Here is a 22331-nt window from a genome sequence, read left to right as displayed (position 1 = left end):
AAAGCGTAATTTGACATCTTCTGTCAACCTTATTGTTAAGTAAAGTTTGCCTCGACAATGTTAGACGGGCTTTTGACGAATTCAGCACTACAGCTATAAACCTGTTCACTGATTGCTTAACTGAATTCGACAGAGCATGATGCTGGCGTTCATATCAAGGTGTCGTGACCTGTCTAACGTAGACTGCGATGAGTCTTAGTCTGCACGTTCCGACTGTGTACAGATATGCCTAGCTCTGACTAGATCTGCATAGGTTTTTCGGAACGGTTTAACTTTGTTAAAAAACTTGTATCACACCTTACATTTTATCAGAGAAAGACTTAAGTGCTGGTTTAAGGTGTATCAATACAGAATGTATTAATCCATCTCTAGCCGTCGGTCTTCAGAAAGAGAGTTGGGAGTCGATGGTATCAAGTTAGGGCAGTTGTTGCTGCTTGAGTTCCCAAACCTTGAGGGTAATTAGATATTCGTAAAATGCCTGTAAGGTACACCAGGTAAAGCCAGCGCGTCCATCCAGAAAGCCTCCCAGGAAAAGGTACATATAGAAAAAGCGTAACAATGGACGAAAGGGCAACCGTAGAGACAGATCTTTGAGGGCATGACGCCGTTCCACTTCTGATCGCCCCAGCAATAAAGCCCCCCAGTTGACAGTGCCTTGTTCAAGCTGGCTTAAGGTTTCCCGGGCTTCATCGGTGGAATAGCGGTTGTGTTTTTCAATCCAGCGAGTAAATCCCTTACTACAGGTATAGTGCGGGTAGGTTTGTTTCAAGAATCCTGTCGCTCCATTACAGACTTCCCGTTCGCTATGACCATAATCGGTAAACCAGACGTGACCTTTTCGCAGTAAACGGAGTTGGTAACGGGGATACTGAGTACAGTGACGAATCCATTGATTCATGAACATGACTCGTTCGGCAACATAATATCCCACGTAATCGTTGTTCTTTATGGCTTCTAGGCATTCAGCAAATAGGGCTGGGGTCATCCGTTCATCCGCTTCTAGGATGTAAGCCCATTCGTACTTGGTAGGGATGTGTTCCAGCATCCAAGTGCGCTGACGCCCGTGACTTTCAAAAGCATGAGGTACAACTCGCACGGGATAGCGTTGGGCAAGTTCTATGGTGCGATCGCTACTACACGAATCCACCACAATTATGTCATCACACAGCAGCGCTGAGTTAATGCACTCTTCAATATCTCGTTGTTCGTTGTAGGTCAGGATATAAATCGAGAACATGTCAAAGGTTGTAAAAACATGAGTCCCACTAAAAAGCTTCTCTCAAATTGAGAACCCCAATCCGCTTTAATGCCAGTCGTCACCGATGGCACAGACAAGCCGAACTGGGGATTACCTGCAGCAGTTGGCAATTGGGTCGAATAGAGGTTATTCGTTATTTCCGAAGGGGTGATTAGGGTGTTTCTCTGTATCTTCTATTGAATCGCAAATCTGTATAAACTGACAATTTGGAGACTGTTATCAAACCGTTCCACCTTTTGCTCCCATAGCAATGAATTACAGATTAACTGCCCAAGTTACGCAATCCCATCCAGCCAATAATGCTGTAGCCAATGGCTAGGAGTAAGCTGCTTAAACCGATGCGGATACCTGTTTTCAAAGCCTCAACTCGGGCGCGTTGCTCAAGTTCTTGTTTACGACCCCGGATTTGAGTCTGAGCTTGCTCAGTTCTTTGAGCGATCGCGTCGGGATCTTGTCTAAGAGCTATCAATTGTTCTCGCAGAGCCTGGAGTCGCGCGAGTTGCTCTCCTTGGGCTTGACCGCTTTCAATAGCTTGGTCTAGTCGTTCGAGCTGTTGTGGATCTTGAAGCAGAGCGCCAATTTGATCAACTTGAGTTTCCAGTTGGGTTTCAGCTTGCTGGGCTTGCTCACCAATCTGTTCGAGCGCTTGATTGCTTTGGATGCGGACATTGTTAAAGTGCAAGGGGACAAGCAACAGAAAGAGTAATCCCAATAGGCTGGAGAGTAAAAATGCCCAGAATCTCAAGTCGCTTATTGACGATTTTCGCTCAGGTAATGAGCCACCACTGTTATTGCTGATCCAATATCCCGCCACCAAAAAAGCAATTCCCACCATCGGGATAACACCCCGATCAACCAGTTGGGTGGTTAAATTAAGCTGCCATGAACTCTCAAGGGGGCTAACCCCAGGAGAGGGAATAATCAGCACCAGATAATCCAACAGGGACGATAGGATCATGATCAGCCCGACTATCTTAAGTGCCAAACCCGCGAACGAAGAATACATCGTACTACTTTTCATGCCTCAGACGACTGTTATGGTTCACTTTCTACTTTACTGGGCAAGCTGGTTTCCATGTACTTTTTTGCTTACCCTAGAAGAGAGTGTACCCGATACAGTATGGAAAAATTAGGGTTCACTTAGGTAGAGGGACTTGCTCATAGTGAAATCCTCCTAGGGCAAATCGAGTTCCTTTTTTAACTCGACGCGACAGTTGGGACAAGTTTGAGCGGTTCCCCTGTGATCTACTTCACCACTGTAGACACCTCGTTGTTTTCCTACATATTTGAGGATAGTTCTAAACTGGCATGGGTATCGCAGTAACGTTTTGAGGAGGATCACAGATTCGTGACAAAAATTGTGGAAGTTTTGCCCGATAAGGCGGCGCTGATTGAGCGATCGCGTGATGTTGTCCTGACCAAGATACAAGAGGCAATCCAACGCTCAGGTCGCTGTACCCTGGCTTTAGCGGGGGGAGGTACACCCAAGCCGCTCTATGAAGCCCTAGCCACTCAGAATCTACCCTGGGATAAACTGCATATCTTTTGGGGCGATGAACGCTATGTTCCGGCAGATCACCCGGATAGCAATCAAAAGATGGCACGTCAGGCTTGGTTGGATCACGTCGATATCTTACCCACGAATATTCACCCCATACCCACAGATGGTGAGTCTCCCGAAGCAGACGCCTCCAAGCACGATGCTCAATTGGGGGAGTTCTTTGGCTTAGCAGCAGGTGAGTTTCCCGAATTTGATGTGATTTTATTGGGCATTGGTGACGACGCCCATACGGCGTCCCTGTTTCCTCATACCCAAGCCCTACAGGTTTGCGATCGCCGGGTTACTGTGGGCAATAAAGATGGTCAACCTCGGATTACTTTTACTGTACCCTTGATTAACCAAGCCCATTGTGTAATGTTTCTCGTGGCGGGGGCGGGAAAGCAGCCCGCGCTGGCTCAAATCTTTGCTGATCAGGCTGACCCCTTGACCTATCCGGCGCGGTTCATTCAGCCTCAAGGTGAATTGTGGTGGCTTTTAGATGAGCTTGCGGGTCAAGGGGTGAAACGCAGACAGAGCTAGCGAGCTGATGTAACAAGTTATTAAAGTAGAACGGTTAACTGTGCTTTGATGAAGGAGTAAGGCTCATGCTTACCCGGAGGTTTTCAGCGGTTTTGCCCTCAACGTAGAGACGCGCCATGGCACGTCTGCTTATTAAACCGCTTTTGTTGGTAATTTTGAATGCGTAAATTTTGAATGGCTTATGATTGTTTGCCCTAACTGCAATCACCAAAATCCAGACGGTGCGACTCAATGCGAAGCCTGCTATACTCCCTTACCCGCAACTATGAGTTGTCCCAACTGTGGTACAACAGTTCAAACAGACGCTAGCTTCTGCGGTCAATGTGGGTTTAACCTAAAAGCCAGTGGCTCAACGGCAAGCCCCGCAACATCAGCTCCGATGTCGGCTCCCGATGTACCCGATTTAGACCCCCCTGACCCTCTAATTGAACCTGAACCTCTCTCAATGAGTTCCCAATCCCTCACGCCTGACCCGCCACCTGATCCCGGTATTGAGCTACCAGCTACCCTGGTTAGTCAACCTGGGACGACAACAGAAGAAAAGACAACCCTACCTGAGGAGCAAACAGCCCCACCCCCGCCCCCTGTAGCGACTCCAACTCCGGGTAGTGCTAAAACCCAATTACAGGTGCAGTCGGTTTATCTGCTGCACCTACAAACCCAGAGCAAGATTGAATTACCCTCCCATATCCGGGTGATTCATATCGGTAAACCTAACGATCAGATTCCCCCTGACGTTGATGTGTCGGGTTTTCCTAATTCTGAGATTGTAAGCAGAGTTCATGCGGATATTCGTGTCGAGGGAGATACCTATTATCTTGAAGATGTGGGCAGCGCTAATGGGACTTATGTTAACCATACCCCTTTACCGAGTGGCGATCGTCATCGCTTACGCACAGGCGATCGCATTAGCCTAGGCAAAGGCGATCTGGTCACGTTTTTGTTCCAATTGTCCTAAGTCCCTTGCCTATTCGCTGAAGCTGAGGGAGGATGTCAACCAGTGGTAGCCTGAAATTAAAAGGTGTGATTATGGCAGTCTTTGTTGGTAAACTACTTGCCGAGCATTCCTTTATCCTGTAACCAAGAGTAAAAACTTTCTCAGCAGAGAATAGCTCTTGCCCAAATCCAGTTCCTAGATTTATGGAAAGCTCTAGAAGTATTCAGTTGTAAGGACCCACGTTTTTGAATGATGTAACACCGGTGATTACTCTGACCCTGCTGCATCCTCTCCAGTCTGTACCTGTTCAAAGTTGGCCGTTTAAGTCGGAATCAGTGATTCGGATTGGGCGGTCTACGGATAATGATGTCATTTTATACAGCGCCGTCGTTTCACGTCACCATGTTGAACTGCGACGAAATGGTTCAATTTGGCGAATTATCAGCTTAGGTGCTAACGGAACCTATATCGATGGGAAACGCTTTACCCAAATGTCGGTTGTGGATGGGATGATTATTCGTCTGGCGAGTTCCGGGCCAAAAATTCAGATTCATCTGCATGACGACATCACTCATGTAGACTCGTCAACTAATGCCAAAAAGCGCACGTCTTCTGGTAAGGGTTTACTCGATCAATCTAAAGAAACTCTGGTTGATGCTCAACATCAGCCAACCCAACACGAATAATGCAGGGGGAGCGGTGTAGAGACGTAGCATGCTACGTCTGGGATCTGAGGGGGTTTGCCCTAAAGTTTTTTAACGGGATCTAGCAGATGCTGAGGCTCTAAGGTTAAAGTAAGAGAAAATTTATGGTGAAAACGACTCACTAAAGTGCCAAGTTTCTTTAACCTTTCCATAACTTATCATAATTAATTCTCCGACTAGGATGAACTGAGATGACTTCTCCCAATAATGAAGACCGGGAGCTTCAGCGCCGGGAACACGACCTGATCCAACGCGAGCGAGAACTCCGGCTGCGCGAACTGGAAGCGGAAATTAATCCACCTCCTCTCTACCAAACCGTTAAGCATGAGCAACCGGAAGGAAAGCTGCAACGGTGGGGGAGGAAGCTGGTGATGTTCGGTAAGTTCTTAGTCTTTGTCGTGGCGACTGTTCTGATTGTGCGGGTTAGTGCTGCGATCGCGACGATCATGATTGTCGGCGTTATTGGCTTTATTGGCTATAAGCTTTTCCTCGAAGGCGATCGCAAGAAGTCTTAATGTCATTGGTCATTGGTCATTGGTCATTAGTCCCATCCCTGGTGAGGTCAGAAACGATAATAGTCAAAAGAGCCCCAACGGACGCGCCATGGCACCTCTGTAGAATCACGCGCCATGCCCTATGCGCGAAGTGAAGCGGTCAAACCTGCCTTCATCTCCCCAAAGCGTTAATTACAAAAAACTAGGAGCTATACCGTGGATAATACCAGCTTACTCAGGGATTTGGAGCGCGTGGTGAGAGTGCGTCATCAAGCGGCGATGCATCTGAGTCAAATTGCCAAACGGCTGGAAAAAGCGGAATTGGATGCTGAGGAAGCCTCCGGAAAATTGGGTCTAGAACGGGAAAGTGAAGATATCCGGATTGCCAGCGATAATTTGCAGAAGGGCTTATTTCGGCTGCTGGTATTAGGAGACTTGAAGCGGGGTAAAAGTACGTTTCTCAATGCCTTAATTGGTGAAAACCTATTACCAGCCGATGTGAATCCTTGTACAGCCCTGCTGACGGTTTTGCGCTACGGAACTCAAAAAAAAGTTACGGTTTATTTTAAAGGAGATAAACCACCAGAATCTCTAGATTTTGCCAGTTTCAAGCAAAACTATACCATCGATCCCGCCGAAGCCAAACGCCTCGAAGTCGAGAAAACCTCGGCATTTCCAGAGGTTGATTATGCTGTTGTCGAATATCCCTTACCCCTCTTAGAAAAAGGTATCGAAATTGTTGATAGTCCTGGGTTAAATGATACCGAAGCCCGGAATGAATTATCACTAAACTATATCAATAACTGCCACGCTATCTTGTTTGTATTCAGGGCAATGCAGCCTTGTACCCTGGAAGAACGCCGCTATTTAGAAAATTATATTAAAGGGCGCGGATTAACGGTTTTCTTTCTGATTAACGCTTGGGATGAAATCAGCAAAGGACTCATTGATCCCGATGATACCGATGAACTTGAAGTCGCCCAAAATCGGTTACGCACCGTATTCCAAACCTATCTGGCTGACTACTGTCAAAAAGAGGGACACGATTACTATGATGAACGAGTGTTTGAGATTTCCTCCCTCGAAGCATTGCGGCGGCGGGTGAAAACAAAAGAGGATTCACTGGAAGGAACAGGATTTCCGGCGTTTTTAGGGGCGCTAAATACCTTTTTGACCCAAGAACGCGCTGTGGCACAATTACGCCAAGCTAGAACTCTGGCGCGTCAAGTTTATAGCCGCACTCACGAAGCCATTGAACGGCGGATTCCTTTACTCGACCAAGATATTCAGGAATTGAAACAACGGATTCAGGGAGTTGAACCGGAGTTTGAGCAACTCACCCAAATCCGAGATCAATTTCAGGATGAAATTCGTACCATGCGGGATACAAAAGGAAAAGGGGTGGCGGATTCATTTCGCACGTATGTACTGAACTTAGAAAAGACATTTGAATCGGATTTCTTGCGCTATCAGCCGACGATTGACTTTCTGGAGTTCTTGCAACAGCAGAGACGGGAGGCGTTTAATGCTGCATTAAAGCAAGCTTTTGAGCAGTATATTCAGGATAAATTAGCGGAGTGGGAACGCACGGCGGAGGATTATTTAAAAGAGGCGTTCTCCCAACTTGCCCAAAGTGCGGCTAACTATGGCGCCACCTATAATCAGATTGTTGATTCTATGACTGAGAAATTAATTGGGCAAAGGATACCGCCGGGAGTGCGGGTTGACTCAGGAGAGGAGTCACCTAGCTGGACAAAATGGGCGATGGGTTTTTTCTCTTTAGCATCAGGAAATTTGGCGGGTGTCGCCTTAGCCGCCGCTGGGTTTAATTGGCAAAATATCCTGGTTAATTGGTTAGCGGTAATTGGGATTAGCAGCTTTTTATTGATTTTTACTGGATTAACGTTTTGGAATCCCATCGGATTGGCTTTAATGGGGTTGGGCGTGGGCGCACTGCAAGCTGAACAAGCCCGCCAAGAAGTGATGAAAGCGACAAAAAAGGAGTTTGTTAAATATTTACCACAACTCGCCCAGGAACAACAAGAACCCATTCGTCAAGCGGTTAAAGATTGTTTTGATAGTTATGAACGGGAAGTAATTCAACGCCTGAATGATGATATTAAATCTCGCCAAGCTGAGTTAGATAACTTGCTCAAGCAAAAAGAATCTCGTGAGATTAATCGACAAACTGAGTTAAATCGGTTGAGAAGTTTAGATGCTGATGTATTAACTGAATGTCAGCAGATTGAATCGGTGTATGAGGAGTTATTGTTAGTACCGGGTTAAACTTAAACACATTGTAGGGTGGGCATTGCCCACCTATTTTATCGGTGGTTGGGGTCAATTTTACGGATAAAGTTTTGCCCAAAACTGATAACTTGACTCAACCCGCCATTCTCGCGATCGCGCTTGGTATCAACTAATGCTTAAGGAATCAATAAACCATGAGTTATACAATAGAAACAGACAGTTTCCTGAATAACTTAGAGCAAGTTGCCAGAGTGCGATCGCAAGTCGCCAAAAGTCTGGGTGAAATCGCCCAAACCTTGGCACAATGGGAAGCCTCGGTAAAGGATACTTCTGGGGGTTTGGGGTTGGAACGGGATATTGAGGATTTAAGCCGAGCTAGCCAAACTTTACAGCAAACTGTATTTAGAGTATTGGTCTTAGGAGACTTAAAACGGGGAAAAAGTACGTTACTCAATGCCTTAATTGGCGAGAATTTATTACCAGCCGATGTCAATCCTTGTACAGCCCTGCTCACAGTTTTACGCTACGGAACTCAAAAAAAAGTCACAGTCTATTTTAAAGGAAATAACTCCTCTGAATCTATCGATTTTGCCCGTTTTAAGCAAACCTATACAATCAAACCCAGCGAAGCAAAACGCCGAGAAGCCGAGAATAGTTTAGCATTTCCTGATGTATCTCATGCCGTTGTCGAATATCCCTTACCCCTCTTAGCAAAGGGAATCGAAATAGTGGATAGCCCGGGGCTGAACGATACCGAAGCCCGGAATGAATTATCCCTTAACTATATCCACAATTGCCACGCGATCATGTTTGTATTCAGGGCAATGCAGCCTTGCACGCTGGAGGAACGCCGCTATTTAGAAAATTATATCAAAGGGCGGGGATTAACTGTTTTTTTTCTGATTAACGCTTGGGATGAAATCGGCAAAGGATTGATTAATCCAGATCATCTAGACGAACTTGAGCAGGTTCAAAATCGGTTACGTACTGTATTTAAAACCTATTTAGCTGACTACTGTAAAAACGATGGACAGGATTACTATGATCAACGAGTATTTGAGATATCTTCCCTCGAAGCCTTGCGGCGGCGGTTAAAAAAACCCCAGGATTCTCTAGAAAGCACAGGATTTCCCCCATTTTTAAGGGCATTAAATACCTTTTTAACTCAAGAACGGGCTGTGGCACAATTACGGCAAGTCAGAACTCTGGTGCGTCAAGTTTATAGCCGCACTCACGCAGCTATTGAACAGCGAATTCCCTTACTGGATCAAGATATTGAGGGATTGAAACAACGGATTCAAGGGGTTGATCCTGAGTTTGAACAACTCACCCAAATTCGCGATCAATTCCGTGAGGAAATTCGTACCCTACGGGATACAAACGTCAAGGAAATAGTTAATTCATTTCAGACGTATGTGCTGAACTTAGAAACGACGTTTGAATCTGATTTTTTTCCCTATCAGCCGACAATTGACCTTTTGGAATTCTTACAACAGCAGAAACGGGAGGCGTTTAATGCGGCACTGAAGCAAGCCTTGGAGCAATATCTTCAGGATAAATTAGCCGCGTGGGAACGCACAGCAGAGGATGCTTTGAAAGAAGCCTTTTCCCAACTTGCCCAAAGTGCGGCTAATTATGGTGCAACCTATAATCAGGTTGTTGATTCTATGAGCAATAAATTAATTGGGCAAACCCTACCGTCGAGAGTTCCAGTTGACTCAGGGGAGAAGTCACCCACTTGGGCAAAATGGGCAATGGGTTTTTTCTCCTTAGCTTCAGGAAATATAGCCAGTGTCGCCTTAGCTGCTGTTGGTTTTAATTGGCAAAATATTCTGGTTAATTGGTTAGCGGTAGTTTTGACTCCTTTAGGGTTTTGGAATCCCCTAGGATTAGTGCTGCTGAGTTTGGGAGTGGGCGCCATGCAAGCTGAACAAGGGCGTCAAGCTGTGATTAAAGCGACGAAAAAGCAGTTTGTTAACTATTTCCCCCAATTGGCACAGGAGCAACAAGAACCCATTGGCAAAGCAGTTTATGACTGTTTTGAACGGTATGAGCAAGACGTAATTCAACGCATTAATGATGATATTCAATCCCGCCAAATTCAATTAGAGAACTTGCTGCAACAAAAAAAAGGTCGTGAAATCAATCACCAAACGGAGTTAAAGCGATTGAGACAGTTAGATAGTGATATTTTAGCCCAATACTGGCAGATTGAATCTATGTATGAGGAGTCAGGGTTAATACCGGGTTAACCTGAAACAAAGGAGCAGGTAGACAATACTTATCTATTTTATCGGTTATGATCACTAAACGCATGGTATAGGGAGAAATCAACAATGAGTTATAAAATAGAAACAGACAGTTTCCTGAATAATTTAGAGCGCGTTGCCAAGGTGCGATCGCAAGTCGCCAGGAGTCTGGGTGAAATTGCCCAAACCCTGACAAAAGGGGAAGCCGCCGGCAAGGATACCTCTGGCGGTTTGGGGTTGGAACGGGATATTGATGATTTAAGCCGAGCCAGTACAAATTTACGACAAGGTGTATTCAGATTGCTGGTTCTGGGTGATATGAAACGGGGCAAAAGTACGTTTCTTAATGCCTTAATTGGCGAGAACCTATTGCCCTCAGATGTTAATCCCTGTACAGCCTTATTAACCGTTTTGCGGTACGGTGCTGAAAAAAAAGTCACCGTTCATTTTAATGATGGTACACCTCCCGAAGATATTGACTTTAAAAGTTTTAAGCGCCGCTACACGATTGATCCCGCTGAAGCCAAGCAACTGGAACAACAGAAAAAACAGGCGTTTCCCAATGTTGATTATGCTGTCGTAGAATATCCATTAGCCTTACTAGAAAAAGGTATAGAAATAGTCGATAGTCCGGGACTCAATGATACCGAAGCCCGAAACGAGTTATCTCTGGGATATATCAATAATTGCCATGCGATTTTATTTGTACTGCGGGCAACTCAGCCTTGTACTTTAGCCGAACGCCGTTATTTAGAGAATTATATTAAAGATCGGGGATTATCGGTTTTCTTTTTAATTAATGCTTGGGATCAGATTCGCGAAAGTTTGATTGATCCGGATGATACCGAAGAATTAGCAGAATCGGAAGAGAGACTGCGGCGCGTGTTTCGAGCAAATTTAGCCGATTACTGTCAAGTCGATGGGTATGATATCTATGATGAACGAGTGTTTGAGATTTCCGCGATTAAAGCGCTGCGGTTACGAGTGAAGCAGCCAACAGCGTCTCTGGAAGGAACCGGATTTCCGGAGTTTTTGGGCGCATTAAGTACATTTTTGACCAGCGAACGAGCCGTGGCTGAATTTCGCCAAGCCAGAACCTTGGCGCGTCAAGGGTATAGTCATGTTCGGGAGGCGATTGAACGGCGAATTCCTTTGTTAGAACAAGATGTAAAGGAATTAAAAGAACGGATTAATTCGGTAGAACCTGAATTTAAGAAGCTTAATGATATCTGTCAACAGTTCCAAGCTGAAATCAAATCGGTACGGGATAGTAAGGCAAAGGCGGTGGCGGATTCTTTCCGCAATTATGTTTTAAATTTGGGCAATAGCTTTGAAGCTGATTTCATGCAGTATCAGCCGGATTTTCAATTCATGGATTTTTTGAGTCGAGGGAGACGGGAAGCCTTTGAAGCGGGATTGCAACAGGCATTTGAGCGGTATATAAATGATAAATTATCTGCCTGGAGTTTAATGGCTGAAAAAGAGATGGATAGCGCGTTTTTGCAGTTATCGAAAAGTGCCGCCAGTTATGGCGCATCTTATACTAAGGTGACGGAGAAAATTACCGAGAAGTTAACCGGACAACGCATAACTCCAGTGATTGGTACAACCCCAGAAGACAATTCTCCCGCTTGGGCAAAATGGGCGGCGGGACTCTTTTCCTTGGCAAGGGGAAATATTGCTGGGGTAGCCATGGCGGGGGCGGGTTTTGATTGGAAAAATATCGCTCTTAATTTTATTACGGTGATGGGTGTTGGGGCGATGATTACAGCGGTTTCGGGGGTTGTTTTGGGACCTGTGGGATTGGCGTTATTAGGGTTAGGGGTTGGGGTTGTACAAGCAGATCAAGCGCGGAAGGAGTTGGTGAAAGCGGCGAAGAAAGAGTTAGTTAAATATTTACCCCAGGTAGCACGAGAACAATGGCAACCGATTCACGATGCGGTGAAAGAATGCTTTGATGTGTATGAGCGAGAAGTGACGGAACGGATGAATGATGATATTAAGGCGCGTAAGTCAGAGTTAGATAATTTAATCGCTCAAAAAGAGTCCCATGAGATTAATAATGGGGCAGAATTAAAGCGGTTGAAGACATTAGAGACAGAGGTATCATCGGAAGTGGAACGGATTGAGGCGGCGTATCAGAATTTGTTGGTTGGGGCGAGTTGAGGGCTGAAATACCCTTGACAACCTTCGCGGGAACCCGGTGTGTAGGGGCGGGTTTCACCAATAACGCTGTGGCTCAAACGGTTAAATTAACTAAACCCGCCCCGATAAACCTGCGTCAGGGCGGGTTTAGTGATATCTGGGTGCAACCGAAACGATAATCGTGAAACCCGCGCCGATAAACCTGTGTCAGGGCGGGTTTAGTCACATCTGGGTGCAACCGAAATGATAATCATGAAACCCGCCCCTACAAAATCACACGCCATGCCCTCTGTTTTTTGCCTTTGGCTATATCTGGGATTTTACCTCCTTGCGGTATAATGACCCCACATAGAATGCTCCGGCAGACAGAACATGGTAGAACCCGCAAACACAGTCAGCATCTTACAAAAACAGTCTGATCCTAAGACATTTTCTGCCGATCAGGTTATTTTCAAAGAAGGTGATCCGGCGAATTACATGTATGGGATTTTGGAAGGAGAAGTGAATATCTCGGTCAATGGTAATATTGTAGAAACCATTGGTAAGGGTGAGGTGTTTGGTACCGGAACATTGATTGGAGTAGGTGACAGAACCTATAGCGCGATCGCGAAAACAGATTGTACCCTAGCATTTCTGGATCAGCAGCGCTTTCTGTTTGCGGTTCAGGAAACACCAATTTTTGCTCTCAATGTGATGAAAAGTTATTCGGAACGCCTCAACCGATTAGCACATAATATCATGTCGGCTTGAATACTGCATCTGTGTTGCAACAATTTCAATCACCCTGGCAAAACGTGCGATCGCATCTTTCCCGAAATGAAATTTCAATCCCAATTAATTAGTTAAAATAATAGGGCACGATAGTATCGTGCCCCTACATCAGGGATAATTGATGGGGTAGGGGCACGGCATTGCCGTGCCCTAATCTCCTAATCTAGTTGTAAATCCTCACTCATGCTAAGGACTAAAATTTTGCCAACACTGCTGACGGAAATCATCCCCCCGATGTTCAAAACTTTGATATTGGTCAAAGCTAGCACAAGCCGGTGAAAGTAAAACCACAGGCGCATTATCCTGTTGTGCTAATTCCGCTGCTCTAGGAACCGCTCGTGCCATAGTTTCCACTATTTCATAACGAAAATACCCCAATTCCTGTAAGCGTTGGGCAAAGGCAGGCGCCGCCTCACCAATCAGTAAAACAGCCGCCGCTTTCGCTTGAATGGCGTTCAACCATTGCGTATCATCACCCGCTTTCGCTTCACCCCCAGCAATTAAAATAGCGGGACTATCAACCGCTGCTAATCCCACTTGCGCCGCATCATAGTTTGTGGCTTTACTATCATTAATAAAGTCAATCCCTTGCCAGGTGATAATATGTTCTAGGCGGTGAGGAACACCGGGAAAATTCGTAATTGCCTCAACAATTGCCTGTTTCTCAATTCCTGCCAATCGCGCTACGGCAACTGCCATGAGTAAATTCTGCTGATTGTGATTCCCCACCATCTGCAAGGAATCCACGGGGACAATCGGTTCAGACTCTACCATCACCCAACCATTTTCAATATACACCCAGGGACGAGGCGTCCCATCACGCCCCGTGACACTCGTCCAATACGCCTTTGACCAATGGTTTGTGCCCAACTGACGCAAATACGGGTCATCACCATTAAAGACTTGAGCGTGCGATCGCGACAGCAGTTTGGCTTTAATATTGTAGTAATTTTCTAGCGTTTTATGGCGGTTCAAGTGATCCGGCGTAAAGGTTGTCCACACCCCAATCGTTGGTGCTAAATCCCGTGACGACTCAATTTGATAACTACTAATTTCTGCAATAACCCAATCAATTTTGGATGAGGGTAGTTTCTCCTGTAGAGACGCGCCATGGCGCGTCTCTAAGGGCTGCGTCAGAGCCAGTTCACAAGCCGCATAGCCGATATTACCGCAGGCAGGTGCATGGAAACCAGCCCCTTGAAAAATAGCCGCAATCAGAGCCGTTGTCGTAGTTTTACCATTCGTCCCTGTGATACCAACCCAAGGAGAGGACTTAAGATAACGCCAAGCCAGTTCCATCTCGCCAATGGTATCAATCCCGCGATTCCTAGCTTCCATTAAAACCGGGATATCCCAAGGAACACCAGGACTCACCACAATCAGTTCAGGTAAATCCCCATCGCCAAGGGTGAGGGAATAACCCAGTTTAACCGTAATTCCCTGAACCGTCAGCCCTTGTTGTTGCTGTTGCAAAGATTCAGAGGTTTTGCTATCACTGACTGTTACCGTCCACCCTTCCTGTTTCAGGAGTCGTGCGGCTGCCATTCCGGAGCGTCCCAGACCAATGACGTGAGCGTTGGGCATATATAAACTGATGATGGTTCCTTCGTTTAATTCTAATTACCATGTAGAGACGTTGCCGGCAACGTCTCTACAGTCCAGAGACTAATAATTCTACCAGAAGATAGCTGTGGGATTCTGCCTGAAGTGCGAGATTGAAAGAGACATCCGTACTCCTGAATCGGGAACTAGTGTAACCCTACTGAGTTGGACGCTACCCACGAAGGCGCAACCCTTATCGGAGCAACAACTTCGGAACAGTATTGATCAACTCACCAATCCGGCGCAACTACGACAATTTCAACAACGCCTCCAGCAAGAACATCCCTTTTTGTATTTATTTTTACAGTTAGAATCGGATCAGACTGAAAACTTGCAACAGAAAGCCGAACAAGAAATTCGACAAATGTTGCAACAGCCTCCATCGCTACAACAGCAATTATTCCAGCAACAACTACGAGGGCTTTTGGAACTGGACGACTTGTAAAGGTTGTATTTAGCCGCGAAATAAATTGAATTAGGTTCCCTGAAAACAATTATTTTATTTTTTTAGGGAACTTATTTTACTATTTAAGTCTATTTTTTTAGAGAAAATACTTCAGTTTTCTAAGTCTGATAAAATTAATTTTTGTATTTTAAAAAAACAAAATAAATAGTATTGTTTCATCAATCAAACAAAATAAGAACAAATATTAAGTATTATTGATTTGGTTACCTAATTCGCTATTAAGGCTCTATTAATGGTACAAAGTAGAGAACATCGTGATAAAAATCTATTCAAAGAGACAGCACGATGTTAAGTTGAAGCCATGCTGTCAGAAAAAATACAGCAAATTCAACGATGACTAAATAAGGGGGATTGCCAACCATTTCGCCAAAGAATAATATGCTCCAAATTAGCACTTTAGTCAAATAGTATTGGAGAGCAAACAATGTCACAAGTATTCACGGTTCAAAACCGTAAAGACAGCGGCAAAGGTTCATTAAGAGATGCGATCGCGCAAGCCCAGTCAGGAGATACAATTAAATTCGACTCCAGTCTGAAAAATAAGACCATTAAGCTGACCAGTGGTCAACTCGAAGTGGATAAAGACCTAACTATTGATGGGTCTAAGGCATCAGGTTTAACCATCAGTGGGAATAATGCTCACCGAATCTTTGATATCAAACGAGACGCCGGTTATAATTCCACCGAGTTTACCCTGAGAAATTTGATTCTAGTTAATGGAAAAACAAATAAGAAGGGTGAAGATGGTGCGGGAGCTGCAATTCGCACAGACAGTTACACCACACTCACTGTAGAAAATAGTGAATTTAAAAATAATCACGCCAATGGTGTAGGAGGCGGCGCGATTTATGCGGGTTGGCGCAGTACAAATACGATCATCAATAGCAATTTTGAAGGCAATAGTTCATCAGGAAATAAACCATCAGGTAAAAGTGACCGTGGCGCTGGTGCAATCGCGGTTAAAAGTGAAAGCTCTACCACTGTAATAGGTAGCGAGTTTATTAATAACACCGGAATTAATGGTGGAGCGATTAATACCGTTTTAGGGAGTCTACTCGTTGAAGACTCAACCTTTATCAAAAATGACTCAACAGCGGGTGGTTCCATACAACCCAATCCTTTAGGTTACGGTGGTGCAATTTATACGGATGGAGCTTCGTCAACTAATGATAACAGTACCAAGGGCACGATACAAATTCGGAACAGTCGCTTTGATGGGAATAAAGGAGCGGGACAAGGAGGAGGACTATTTCTCTATGTTTATGAGGGTGACAAAGTAATCATTGAAAATAGCACAATCATCAATAATCAGGTGATTAAGGATGCTAAGGGAGATTCCCTTGGTGGTGGACTTCGCCATGGCAAGGGTCAGTTAATTGTCAAAAATACTACATTTGCCAACAATCGAGCCTTGGGTCAAGGGGGAGGAGCTTGGGTCGGAGAGAATGCGCCTGTCTCTATTGACAACAGCATATTTTACGGTAACCGAGTCGAATCGGCAAATGGGAAAGAAGGGTTAGGCGGTGCGATAGTGCTACCGAGTGCATCCGGCTCTAAGAAAATCAGCAACACCACTGTTGCGAATAATTACGCTGGATTTATGGGGGGAGGATTTTTTGGCGGTGTAAATAATACCACCCTGAAAAATACCCTGGTTGCCGATAATTTTGCCTACAATGGTGGCAATGGTTGGAATATTAACCACCACACAGCTGAAGTTTTCAAAGATGGGGGCGGTAACTTTCAGTCAGAAGATCCCAATCCTAACGATACAAAGATAACAGCTAAAGTCAAGCTCCTTGACCCTCAATTAGGAAACTTCATCGATAATGGGGGTACTGTACAAACCGCCCCGATACCGGGCAATCCAGAGGTGACAGGGGGTGCTACACTGGCGCCGACAGCAGGCGGCAATAGTTTGAGCAATAATGAACTCCAGTTAGTCGCAGCGGTTGCTGATCAAACGGCTGAGGTAGACGAACCATTGAGTTTTGATGGCAATAATCAGGATACTACACCTGCCAAAAATGACCCCATCCTAATCACTGACGGGGAACCCGAACTCATCGACTTGCAAGATCAAAACCGTCCAGTATCAGCCCATTTTTTCAATATTGAGAATAATGCTGGCTTTAACAATTCAGTCGGGTTTTACGTCGTTGAAAATGAGCAAGGAGATGTTCAAGATACGGTAACGGGTCAACTGATTAGCCCTGATGAGGCAGGTTATGCTGAAGCGGCTTTAGCCCAAAAAGTTGTTGGCGACATGAACCGAAATACAGGAAGTCTCCAAGTTGAGCTAGAAGCAGGAACCATTTTAGCGCCTTACATTATCGCTAATGGCACAACAGAAGAATGGTTGGCAACAAATCCGACAAATCAGCGCCTTGGTTATGCCGATCCCACTGCCTACTTTGCCTATTTAGGCGCTAATCCTGATGGGAAAGACCACGTCCGTCTACTCGGTGAGAACAAGTTTGGCTTTGAGGATGTGTTTGGTGGCGGTGACCAAGATTTTAACGATAGCACCTTCGAGGTTGATTTAACGGTTGCCTGAATTTTCTAACCCGATTGGGTTGTAGAGACGTAGCATGCTACGTCTCTACTTGACGATCGCGCCAAAATCTGCCAGTACCCGGGCGTGGTTTCGCAGTAACCCCAATAGATTCAGCCGATTACGCCGAATCTCTGGATTGTCGTCCATCACCATTACTCCGGCTTCCTTATCATCAAAGAATGTACTTACAATTGGCGTAACATCTGCTAATGCATCAACAATTTGTTGGTAATTGCGCTCTTGTTGTGCAGCTTGGGTACGGGGAACTAACTGAACTAAAGCATCATAAAAAGCCGGTTCACTCGATTTTTCAAATAGATCAGAACGTACAACAGCGTTGGGATCTAACTGTTGAAAATCTAAGTCTCCTTGCATCGATAACCGCGCCGAACGATTCACGGTTTCGTAGATTTCATCCAGCTTGCCATTATTCCGAATCCTTTGCAGGAACAAGGCGCGATCGCGAACATCTAACAAGTCTTTTAATGCCCGTTGCGTATACTCACGATCATTCTCACCTAAAACTGCATTCACCAAGTCATAATCAATCGTCTGTTCTTCTTGCAGCAAGGTGCGGATACGTTGTCGGAAAAACTCTTGTAAGGCTTCAACGGGTGATGATTTTCCCGGATAGGCGGCGACAAAATCGGCAGAGATATCCTGCAATAGCTGATCTAAATTAATCGCTAAATTACCATCCCAGGTAATATTAACCACCGCATTCGCTGCACGACGCAAGGCAAAGGGGTCAGAGGAACCTGTGGGAATCATGCCTAATCCAAAGATACTCACCAATGTATCCAAGCGATCAGCCAATCCTACTACTTGACCTGTCAACGTTTCTGGTAACTTGTCCCCAGCACCTCTGGGTAAATAATGTTCAAAAATCGCCGTCGCTACAGCATCTGATTCACCACTCGCTAGAGCATACTTTTGTCCCATTACGCCCTGTAATTCGGGAAACTCATAGACCATTTGGGTGACTAGATCGGCTTTACAAAGCGCAGATGCCCGAATAATATCATCCCATTGTGTCTGTGACACCGCCAATTGATCAGCAATCCGTGACGCTATTTTTTCGATGCGCCCTACTTTCTGACGCATAGAGCCTAATTCATCTTGAAAGGTTACGGTTTCTAACTTGGGTAAATAACTCTCTAGGGGTGAGGCTAAATCAGTTTTATAGAAATACTCTCCATCCGCTAAACGGGCGCGAATCACTCGTTCATTTCCGGCGGCGATCCTATCTGATTTTGCCGGATCACCATTTGAAAGGGTAATAAAATAGGGGAGTAATTCTGTCGCCAATTCATCCTTGAACACCGGGAAGTAGCGCTGATGGGTTACCATTACCGTTTTTACCACCTCTGGCGGTAGGATTAAGTATTCTGGATCAAATTGACCCACGATGGCGGTGGGATACTCTACTAAGTCGGTGACTTCATCCCATAACGCCTCATACAGTATGGTATAACCCTTAAGTTTTTGCGCCGCCGCCTGAACTTGTTCTTGGATGATTTGTTTGCGCCGATCGCGTTCTACAATCACAAAGGCTGATTCTAGGGATTTCACGTAATCCTCAGCGTGGGAAATTGTGACCGATTTGGGGTGTAAAATACGGTGTCCACGGGATGTGCGATCGCTGTTTATCCTTTCTGAACCATTCACTAATTCAATCGGCAACACCGTATCATCCAACAGCGCCACCAACCAGCGAATCGGGCGAGAAAACTTTAAGTCTCCATCCCCCCAGCACATAAACCGCTTCCCTTCTAAGCTAAAAATCCATTGGGGGATGACTTCGGGAAGAATCTCAATCGCCGAACGACCGATTATTTTCTTGACAACAAAGACAAATTCCCCTTTATCCGTCTCTCGGATTTCTAGATCATCAAGGGTAACTTCCTGCTTACGAGCAAACCCTTCGGCGGCTTTAGTTGGTTTCCCGTCTTTAAATGCGGCTTTGACAGGTGGACCTTTGACTTCCTCTTCGCGGTTGGGTTGTTGGCTGGGTAATCCTTGAATCAGTACGGCTAGACGACGGGGTGTACCGTACACCTGGATGGCTTCAGGAGTCAGCAGTTGTTCGTCAAGACTTTTTGACAGGCGCGACTGCCATTGTTTAATCGCACTCTCGACGAAATTTGCGGGTAATTCTTCTGTACCGACTTCCAATAAGAATGTGGGCATAATGCGATCGCGCTTCGTGGACAAGGGTTGCCTGTGAGTAGGATGAACGGCTAGCAGAGTATAGTGGCTGCCAGTTTTCCTAGTTTAACCCTATTTTTGACCTGACTTGTCACATCCGACGACTTAGAGGGTAAGATAACGGCTAAACCCGAAACCAGAAGCTGATTAATCACGCTCCATTTATCGGCAATGATATCAAGAATTTGTTGAGTTGGGCAATTTAAAGTAAATAGTTCAGGTTCGGGAAAGTCGGGTATCATCTTGCCTGTCCACGCACCATTTGGTGCCTTATTGTTTTTGTATAGCCGTTATTTTATCCTGAAGCTTTACTCCACTTCACTAGACAAGGGGGAGAATTCAAAGCCTCTCTCCTTGCAGGAGAGAGGTTCTCCAAATCCCGTGAACATAAGGTCAGTCAGTGCCAAACCCTCCGGATAGAGTAACTGCGATCGTGGGAAATAAAGACAAGACCCACATATCGCTTAATTTTTGAATTTAAGCGATAATGTGGGCTTTACTCAGGGTTCAGCAGGGTGCGTCTGCTGTGGCTGGCAGGGTGCATCTGCTTTTCTTAGTCTGCCTGTTCCAGAGCGGTTTTAGGTATAGCTATGATAAAGATGTTTTGAAGAGTTTGTGAAGCATGGGGGGATGGGGGAAATTACAAAATATATAAGCCAATGGGGGAAACAGCGAAGATGGGGGGTGGGGGAAGCATTTTCATGGATAGTTACTTACGCTAGCTTCGTTTAGCTTGTTGCTCAGCGTCTTTGTTGCTCAGCGTCTCCAGGGTTAAGCTGTCGTGCCTTTAAATTGGGTATTAGTCGCGAGCTTGCTGGCTCGCACTACAAGGATGAGAGCCATTATTGATATTAAGGTTTAAATGCCGAACAGCTTATCACTTTTGCCCACCCCCAGCCTCAAATCGATGGATTGAGGATAGTAAAAAATATGAGCAGGATTCCCTTTTGCCCAAAAATTTGATTTATTGAATAAAAACGTCTAGGTGTAAGCGAGTGAATCACATTCCCCCTATTGATCTGGCACGACAGTATCAGCGCATTGAAAAACAAGTCAGTGCAGCTGTTCAGGAGATACTCACCTCCGGACGTTACGTTGGTGGGGTTCCGGTTCAAGGCTTTGAAGAACAATTTGCGGCGTATATGAATACAAGCGAATGTGTCGCCTGTAACTCTGGCACAGATGCCTTGTATCTGGCACTGCGAGCATTACAGATTGGAGCAGGGGATGAGGTGATTACTACACCCTTCACGTTTATCGCTACGGCGGAAGTGATTACCCGGGTGGGGGCGATACCCATTTTTGTGGACATTGATCCCCACACCTTTAATATTGACGTTGATCAGATTGCGGCGGCGATTACCCCGAAAACCAAAGCGATTCTGCCCGTTCATTTGTTTGGACAGCCTGTGGATATGACGGGGATTATGGACATCGCCCAAACGCAGGGTTTGGCGGTAATTGAAGACTGCGCCCAAGCAACGGGGGCGGAATGGGCAGGACAAAAGGTGGGTAGTATTGGGCATATTGGCTGTTTTAGCTTCTTTCCCACCAAGAATTTAGGGGCTTGTGGGGATGGAGGTGCCGTTATTACCAATGATCCAACCCTAGCGGCTACGATAAGAATGCTGCGAGAACATGGGATGCGCGATCGCTACCACCATGAAGCCACAGGGATTAATAGCCGTTTAGATGCCCTACAAGCGACCATTTTGCAAATCAAATTACAGTATCTTGATCAGTGGAATCAGGTTCGTTCTCAGATTGCTGATCAGTATCATCAGTTATTACAACCTGTTCCAGAAATCGCCTTACCTCAAGAAACTCCAGGAAGCTATGCTGTCTGGAATCAGTACACGATTCGCTTGACCAAAGACAGCCGCAGCAGTGAATATAGAGATCAAGTCCGCCAAAATCTGCAACAGATGGGCATTATTTCGATGGTTTATTACCCCCTACCGTTGCACTTGCAGTCGGTTTATCAGAGCTTAGGGTATCAAGTGGGTGATTTTCCAGTTGTTGAGCAAGTGTGTCACCAAGTTTTGTCTCTACCTATATTTCCAGAATTGTCCTTTGAGGAACAGCAACAGGTTGTCTATGGTTTAAAAGATTGCTTGAGTAGTGTAGTTTATTAACCGGTTGACACTCCCACGGCGATAGAGCGCGTGGGATTCTGTATTCAACGTCAGAACTTGCTCTACTAGGCTTGCGCTCCTGTTGCGTAGAGGCTCCAACTCCTACAGCTTTACTTTGGGGATGCCCTCCCCTAGATTTTGCTTTGAGCAAAATGTTTATCGCCGCGTTCCAATCCCTTTGCAGAATTAATCCACACTTACAAACGTGAGTTCTTGTGCTAAGGGACTTTTTCACAATCACCTTGCACTGACTGCATTCAACAGATGTGTACTGGGGTGAAACAGCAATAGCTAATCTTCCAAACTTGGCGGCGAAATGCTCTAACCATTGCCTGAACTGATACCAGCTAGCATCAGCAATTGACTTAGCTAAACAGTGATTTTTGAGCATATTGGCGACCCTTAAGTCTAGCCTTCGGCAAGCCGCTGGCGCGTCTACATAGGCCACTAAGTCGTTAGACTTGCAAACGTGACG

Annotated in this window: 18 protein-coding genes and 1 pseudogene; 12 read left to right on the top strand and 7 right to left on the bottom strand. The window is 45.5% G+C overall.

Annotated elements, in window-relative coordinates; genetic code table 11:
* Positions 1–415 precede the first annotated feature (415 nt).
* From RLO19_RS00280 to RLO19_RS00270, 3 genes and pseudogenes are all read right to left on the bottom strand, one after another.
* Entirely contained in the window at positions 416–1237 is an 822-nt protein-coding gene (locus RLO19_RS00280) for a glycosyltransferase family 2 protein (protein ID WP_446352789.1), read from the bottom strand.
* A 283-nt stretch (positions 1238–1520) separates the two neighbouring features.
* Entirely contained in the window at positions 1521–2264 is a 744-nt protein-coding gene (hpsJ-B, locus tag RLO19_RS00275) for a hormogonium polysaccharide biosynthesis protein HpsJ (protein ID WP_446352788.1), read from the bottom strand.
* A 180-nt stretch (positions 2265–2444) separates the two neighbouring features.
* Positions 2445–2564: pseudogene (locus RLO19_RS00270) on the bottom strand (zinc ribbon domain-containing protein); the annotation flags it as partial.
* A 42-nt stretch (positions 2565–2606) separates the two neighbouring features.
* On the opposite strand from RLO19_RS00270, the gene pgl reads away from it, so the two are divergent.
* From pgl to RLO19_RS00225, 9 genes are all read left to right on the top strand, one after another.
* A complete protein-coding gene (pgl, locus tag RLO19_RS00265) occupies positions 2607–3338 on the top strand; it encodes a 6-phosphogluconolactonase (protein ID WP_446352786.1) in 732 nt (243 codons plus the stop codon).
* A gap of 181 nt (positions 3339–3519) precedes the next feature.
* Positions 3520–4296 (top strand): FHA domain-containing protein, encoded by a 777-nt coding sequence (locus RLO19_RS00260; protein WP_446352784.1) that lies wholly within the window; start codon positions 3520–3522, stop codon positions 4294–4296.
* Positions 4297–4538: 242 nt separating this feature from the next.
* On the top strand, positions 4539–4961 hold the full coding sequence (locus RLO19_RS00255; protein ID WP_446336623.1) for an FHA domain-containing protein: 423 nt from the start codon (positions 4539–4541) through the stop codon (positions 4959–4961).
* A gap of 209 nt (positions 4962–5170) precedes the next feature.
* Positions 5171–5494 carry a hypothetical protein gene (locus tag RLO19_RS00250; RefSeq protein WP_446336616.1) on the top strand — a complete coding sequence of 108 codons (324 nt, stop codon included), beginning with the start codon at positions 5171–5173 and terminating at the stop codon, positions 5492–5494.
* 195 nt (positions 5495–5689) lie between these two features.
* Positions 5690–7759 carry a dynamin family protein gene (locus tag RLO19_RS00245; protein ID WP_446352782.1) on the top strand — a complete coding sequence of 690 codons (2070 nt, stop codon included), beginning with the start codon at positions 5690–5692 and terminating at the stop codon, positions 7757–7759.
* A gap of 158 nt (positions 7760–7917) precedes the next feature.
* Positions 7918–9975 carry a dynamin family protein gene (locus RLO19_RS00240; protein WP_446352780.1) on the top strand — a complete coding sequence of 686 codons (2058 nt, stop codon included), beginning with the start codon at positions 7918–7920 and terminating at the stop codon, positions 9973–9975.
* 84 nt (positions 9976–10059) lie between these two features.
* Complete coding sequence (locus RLO19_RS00235) at positions 10060–12138, top strand: dynamin family protein (protein ID WP_446352778.1); 2079 nt, start codon at positions 10060–10062, stop codon at positions 12136–12138.
* A gap of 14 nt (positions 12139–12152) precedes the next feature.
* The gene (locus RLO19_RS00230; protein WP_446352776.1) at positions 12153–12296 is read left to right on the top strand and encodes a hypothetical protein; all 144 of its coding nucleotides are present in this window, start codon (positions 12153–12155) and stop codon (positions 12294–12296) included.
* Between the two features lie 193 nt (positions 12297–12489).
* On the top strand, positions 12490–12867 hold the full coding sequence (locus RLO19_RS00225) for a Crp/Fnr family transcriptional regulator (protein WP_446352775.1): 378 nt from the start codon (positions 12490–12492) through the stop codon (positions 12865–12867).
* Between the two features lie 207 nt (positions 12868–13074).
* On the opposite strand, the gene murD is transcribed toward RLO19_RS00225, so the two are convergent.
* Complete coding sequence (gene murD, locus RLO19_RS00220) at positions 13075–14472, bottom strand: UDP-N-acetylmuramoyl-L-alanine--D-glutamate ligase (RefSeq protein ID WP_446352773.1); 1398 nt, start codon at positions 14470–14472, stop codon at positions 13075–13077.
* 106 nt (positions 14473–14578) lie between these two features.
* Here murD and RLO19_RS00215 point away from each other — a divergent pair, with 106 nt between their 5' ends.
* Together RLO19_RS00215 and RLO19_RS00210 are read left to right on the top strand one after the other, a co-directional pair.
* Complete coding sequence (locus tag RLO19_RS00215) at positions 14579–14935, top strand: hypothetical protein (protein WP_446352771.1); 357 nt, start codon at positions 14579–14581, stop codon at positions 14933–14935.
* A gap of 445 nt (positions 14936–15380) precedes the next feature.
* A complete protein-coding gene (locus tag RLO19_RS00210; RefSeq protein ID WP_446352769.1) occupies positions 15381–17513 on the top strand; it encodes a DUF4114 domain-containing protein in 2133 nt (710 codons plus the stop codon).
* Positions 17514–17558: 45 nt separating this feature from the next.
* Here RLO19_RS00210 and glyS read toward each other — a convergent pair whose 3' ends face one another.
* Positions 17559–19703 carry a glycine--tRNA ligase subunit beta gene (glyS, locus tag RLO19_RS00205; protein ID WP_446352768.1) on the bottom strand — a complete coding sequence of 715 codons (2145 nt, stop codon included), beginning with the start codon at positions 19701–19703 and terminating at the stop codon, positions 17559–17561.
* Between the two features lie 50 nt (positions 19704–19753).
* The gene (locus tag RLO19_RS00200; RefSeq protein WP_446352766.1) at positions 19754–19963 is read right to left on the bottom strand and encodes a hypothetical protein; all 210 of its coding nucleotides are present in this window, start codon (positions 19961–19963) and stop codon (positions 19754–19756) included.
* A gap of 753 nt (positions 19964–20716) precedes the next feature.
* Here RLO19_RS00200 and RLO19_RS00195 point away from each other — a divergent pair.
* Positions 20717–21856, top strand: coding sequence for a DegT/DnrJ/EryC1/StrS family aminotransferase (locus RLO19_RS00195; protein ID WP_446352764.1), 1140 nt, complete (start codon positions 20717–20719; stop codon positions 21854–21856).
* Here the strand turns inward: RLO19_RS00195 and RLO19_RS00190 are convergent.
* On the bottom strand, positions 21774–22247 hold the full coding sequence (locus RLO19_RS00190) for an RNA-guided endonuclease InsQ/TnpB family protein (RefSeq protein WP_446352790.1): 474 nt from the start codon (positions 22245–22247) through the stop codon (positions 21774–21776). The two genes, RLO19_RS00195 and RLO19_RS00190, sit on opposite strands and share 83 nt — an antisense overlap.
* Positions 22248–22331 lie beyond the last annotated feature (84 nt).

It is taken from the genome of Coleofasciculus sp. G2-EDA-02 (assembly GCF_040226375.1).
GTDB lineage: Bacteria > Cyanobacteriota > Cyanobacteriia > Cyanobacteriales > Coleofasciculaceae > Coleofasciculus.
This window is presented reverse-complemented; position numbering and strand designations above follow the sequence as displayed.

What these genes read in the sequence shown, in the direction of transcription:
- RLO19_RS00210 (WP_446352769.1), top strand. Translation starts at nt 15,381, where the DNA reads ATGTCACAAGTATTCACGGTTCAAAACCGTAAAGACAGCGGCAAAGGT.
- hpsJ-B (WP_446352788.1), bottom strand. Translation starts at nt 2,264, where the DNA reads ATGTATTCTTCGTTCGCGGGTTTGGCACTTAAGATAGTCGGGCTGATC.
- glyS (WP_446352768.1), bottom strand. Translation starts at nt 19,703, where the DNA reads ATGCCCACATTCTTATTGGAAGTCGGTACAGAAGAATTACCCGCAAAT.
- murD (WP_446352773.1), bottom strand. Translation starts at nt 14,472, where the DNA reads ATGCCCAACGCTCACGTCATTGGTCTGGGACGCTCCGGAATGGCAGCC.
- RLO19_RS00250 (WP_446336616.1), top strand. Translation starts at nt 5,171, where the DNA reads ATGACTTCTCCCAATAATGAAGACCGGGAGCTTCAGCGCCGGGAACAC.
- RLO19_RS00280 (WP_446352789.1), bottom strand. Translation starts at nt 1,237, where the DNA reads ATGTTCTCGATTTATATCCTGACCTACAACGAACAACGAGATATTGAA.
- RLO19_RS00225 (WP_446352775.1), top strand. Translation starts at nt 12,490, where the DNA reads ATGGTAGAACCCGCAAACACAGTCAGCATCTTACAAAAACAGTCTGAT.
- RLO19_RS00190 (WP_446352790.1), bottom strand. Translation starts at nt 22,247, where the DNA reads ATGCTCAAAAATCACTGTTTAGCTAAGTCAATTGCTGATGCTAGCTGG.
- RLO19_RS00240 (WP_446352780.1), top strand. Translation starts at nt 7,918, where the DNA reads ATGAGTTATACAATAGAAACAGACAGTTTCCTGAATAACTTAGAGCAA.
- RLO19_RS00235 (WP_446352778.1), top strand. Translation starts at nt 10,060, where the DNA reads ATGAGTTATAAAATAGAAACAGACAGTTTCCTGAATAATTTAGAGCGC.
- RLO19_RS00260 (WP_446352784.1), top strand. Translation starts at nt 3,520, where the DNA reads ATGATTGTTTGCCCTAACTGCAATCACCAAAATCCAGACGGTGCGACT.
- RLO19_RS00200 (WP_446352766.1), bottom strand. Translation starts at nt 19,963, where the DNA reads ATGATACCCGACTTTCCCGAACCTGAACTATTTACTTTAAATTGCCCA.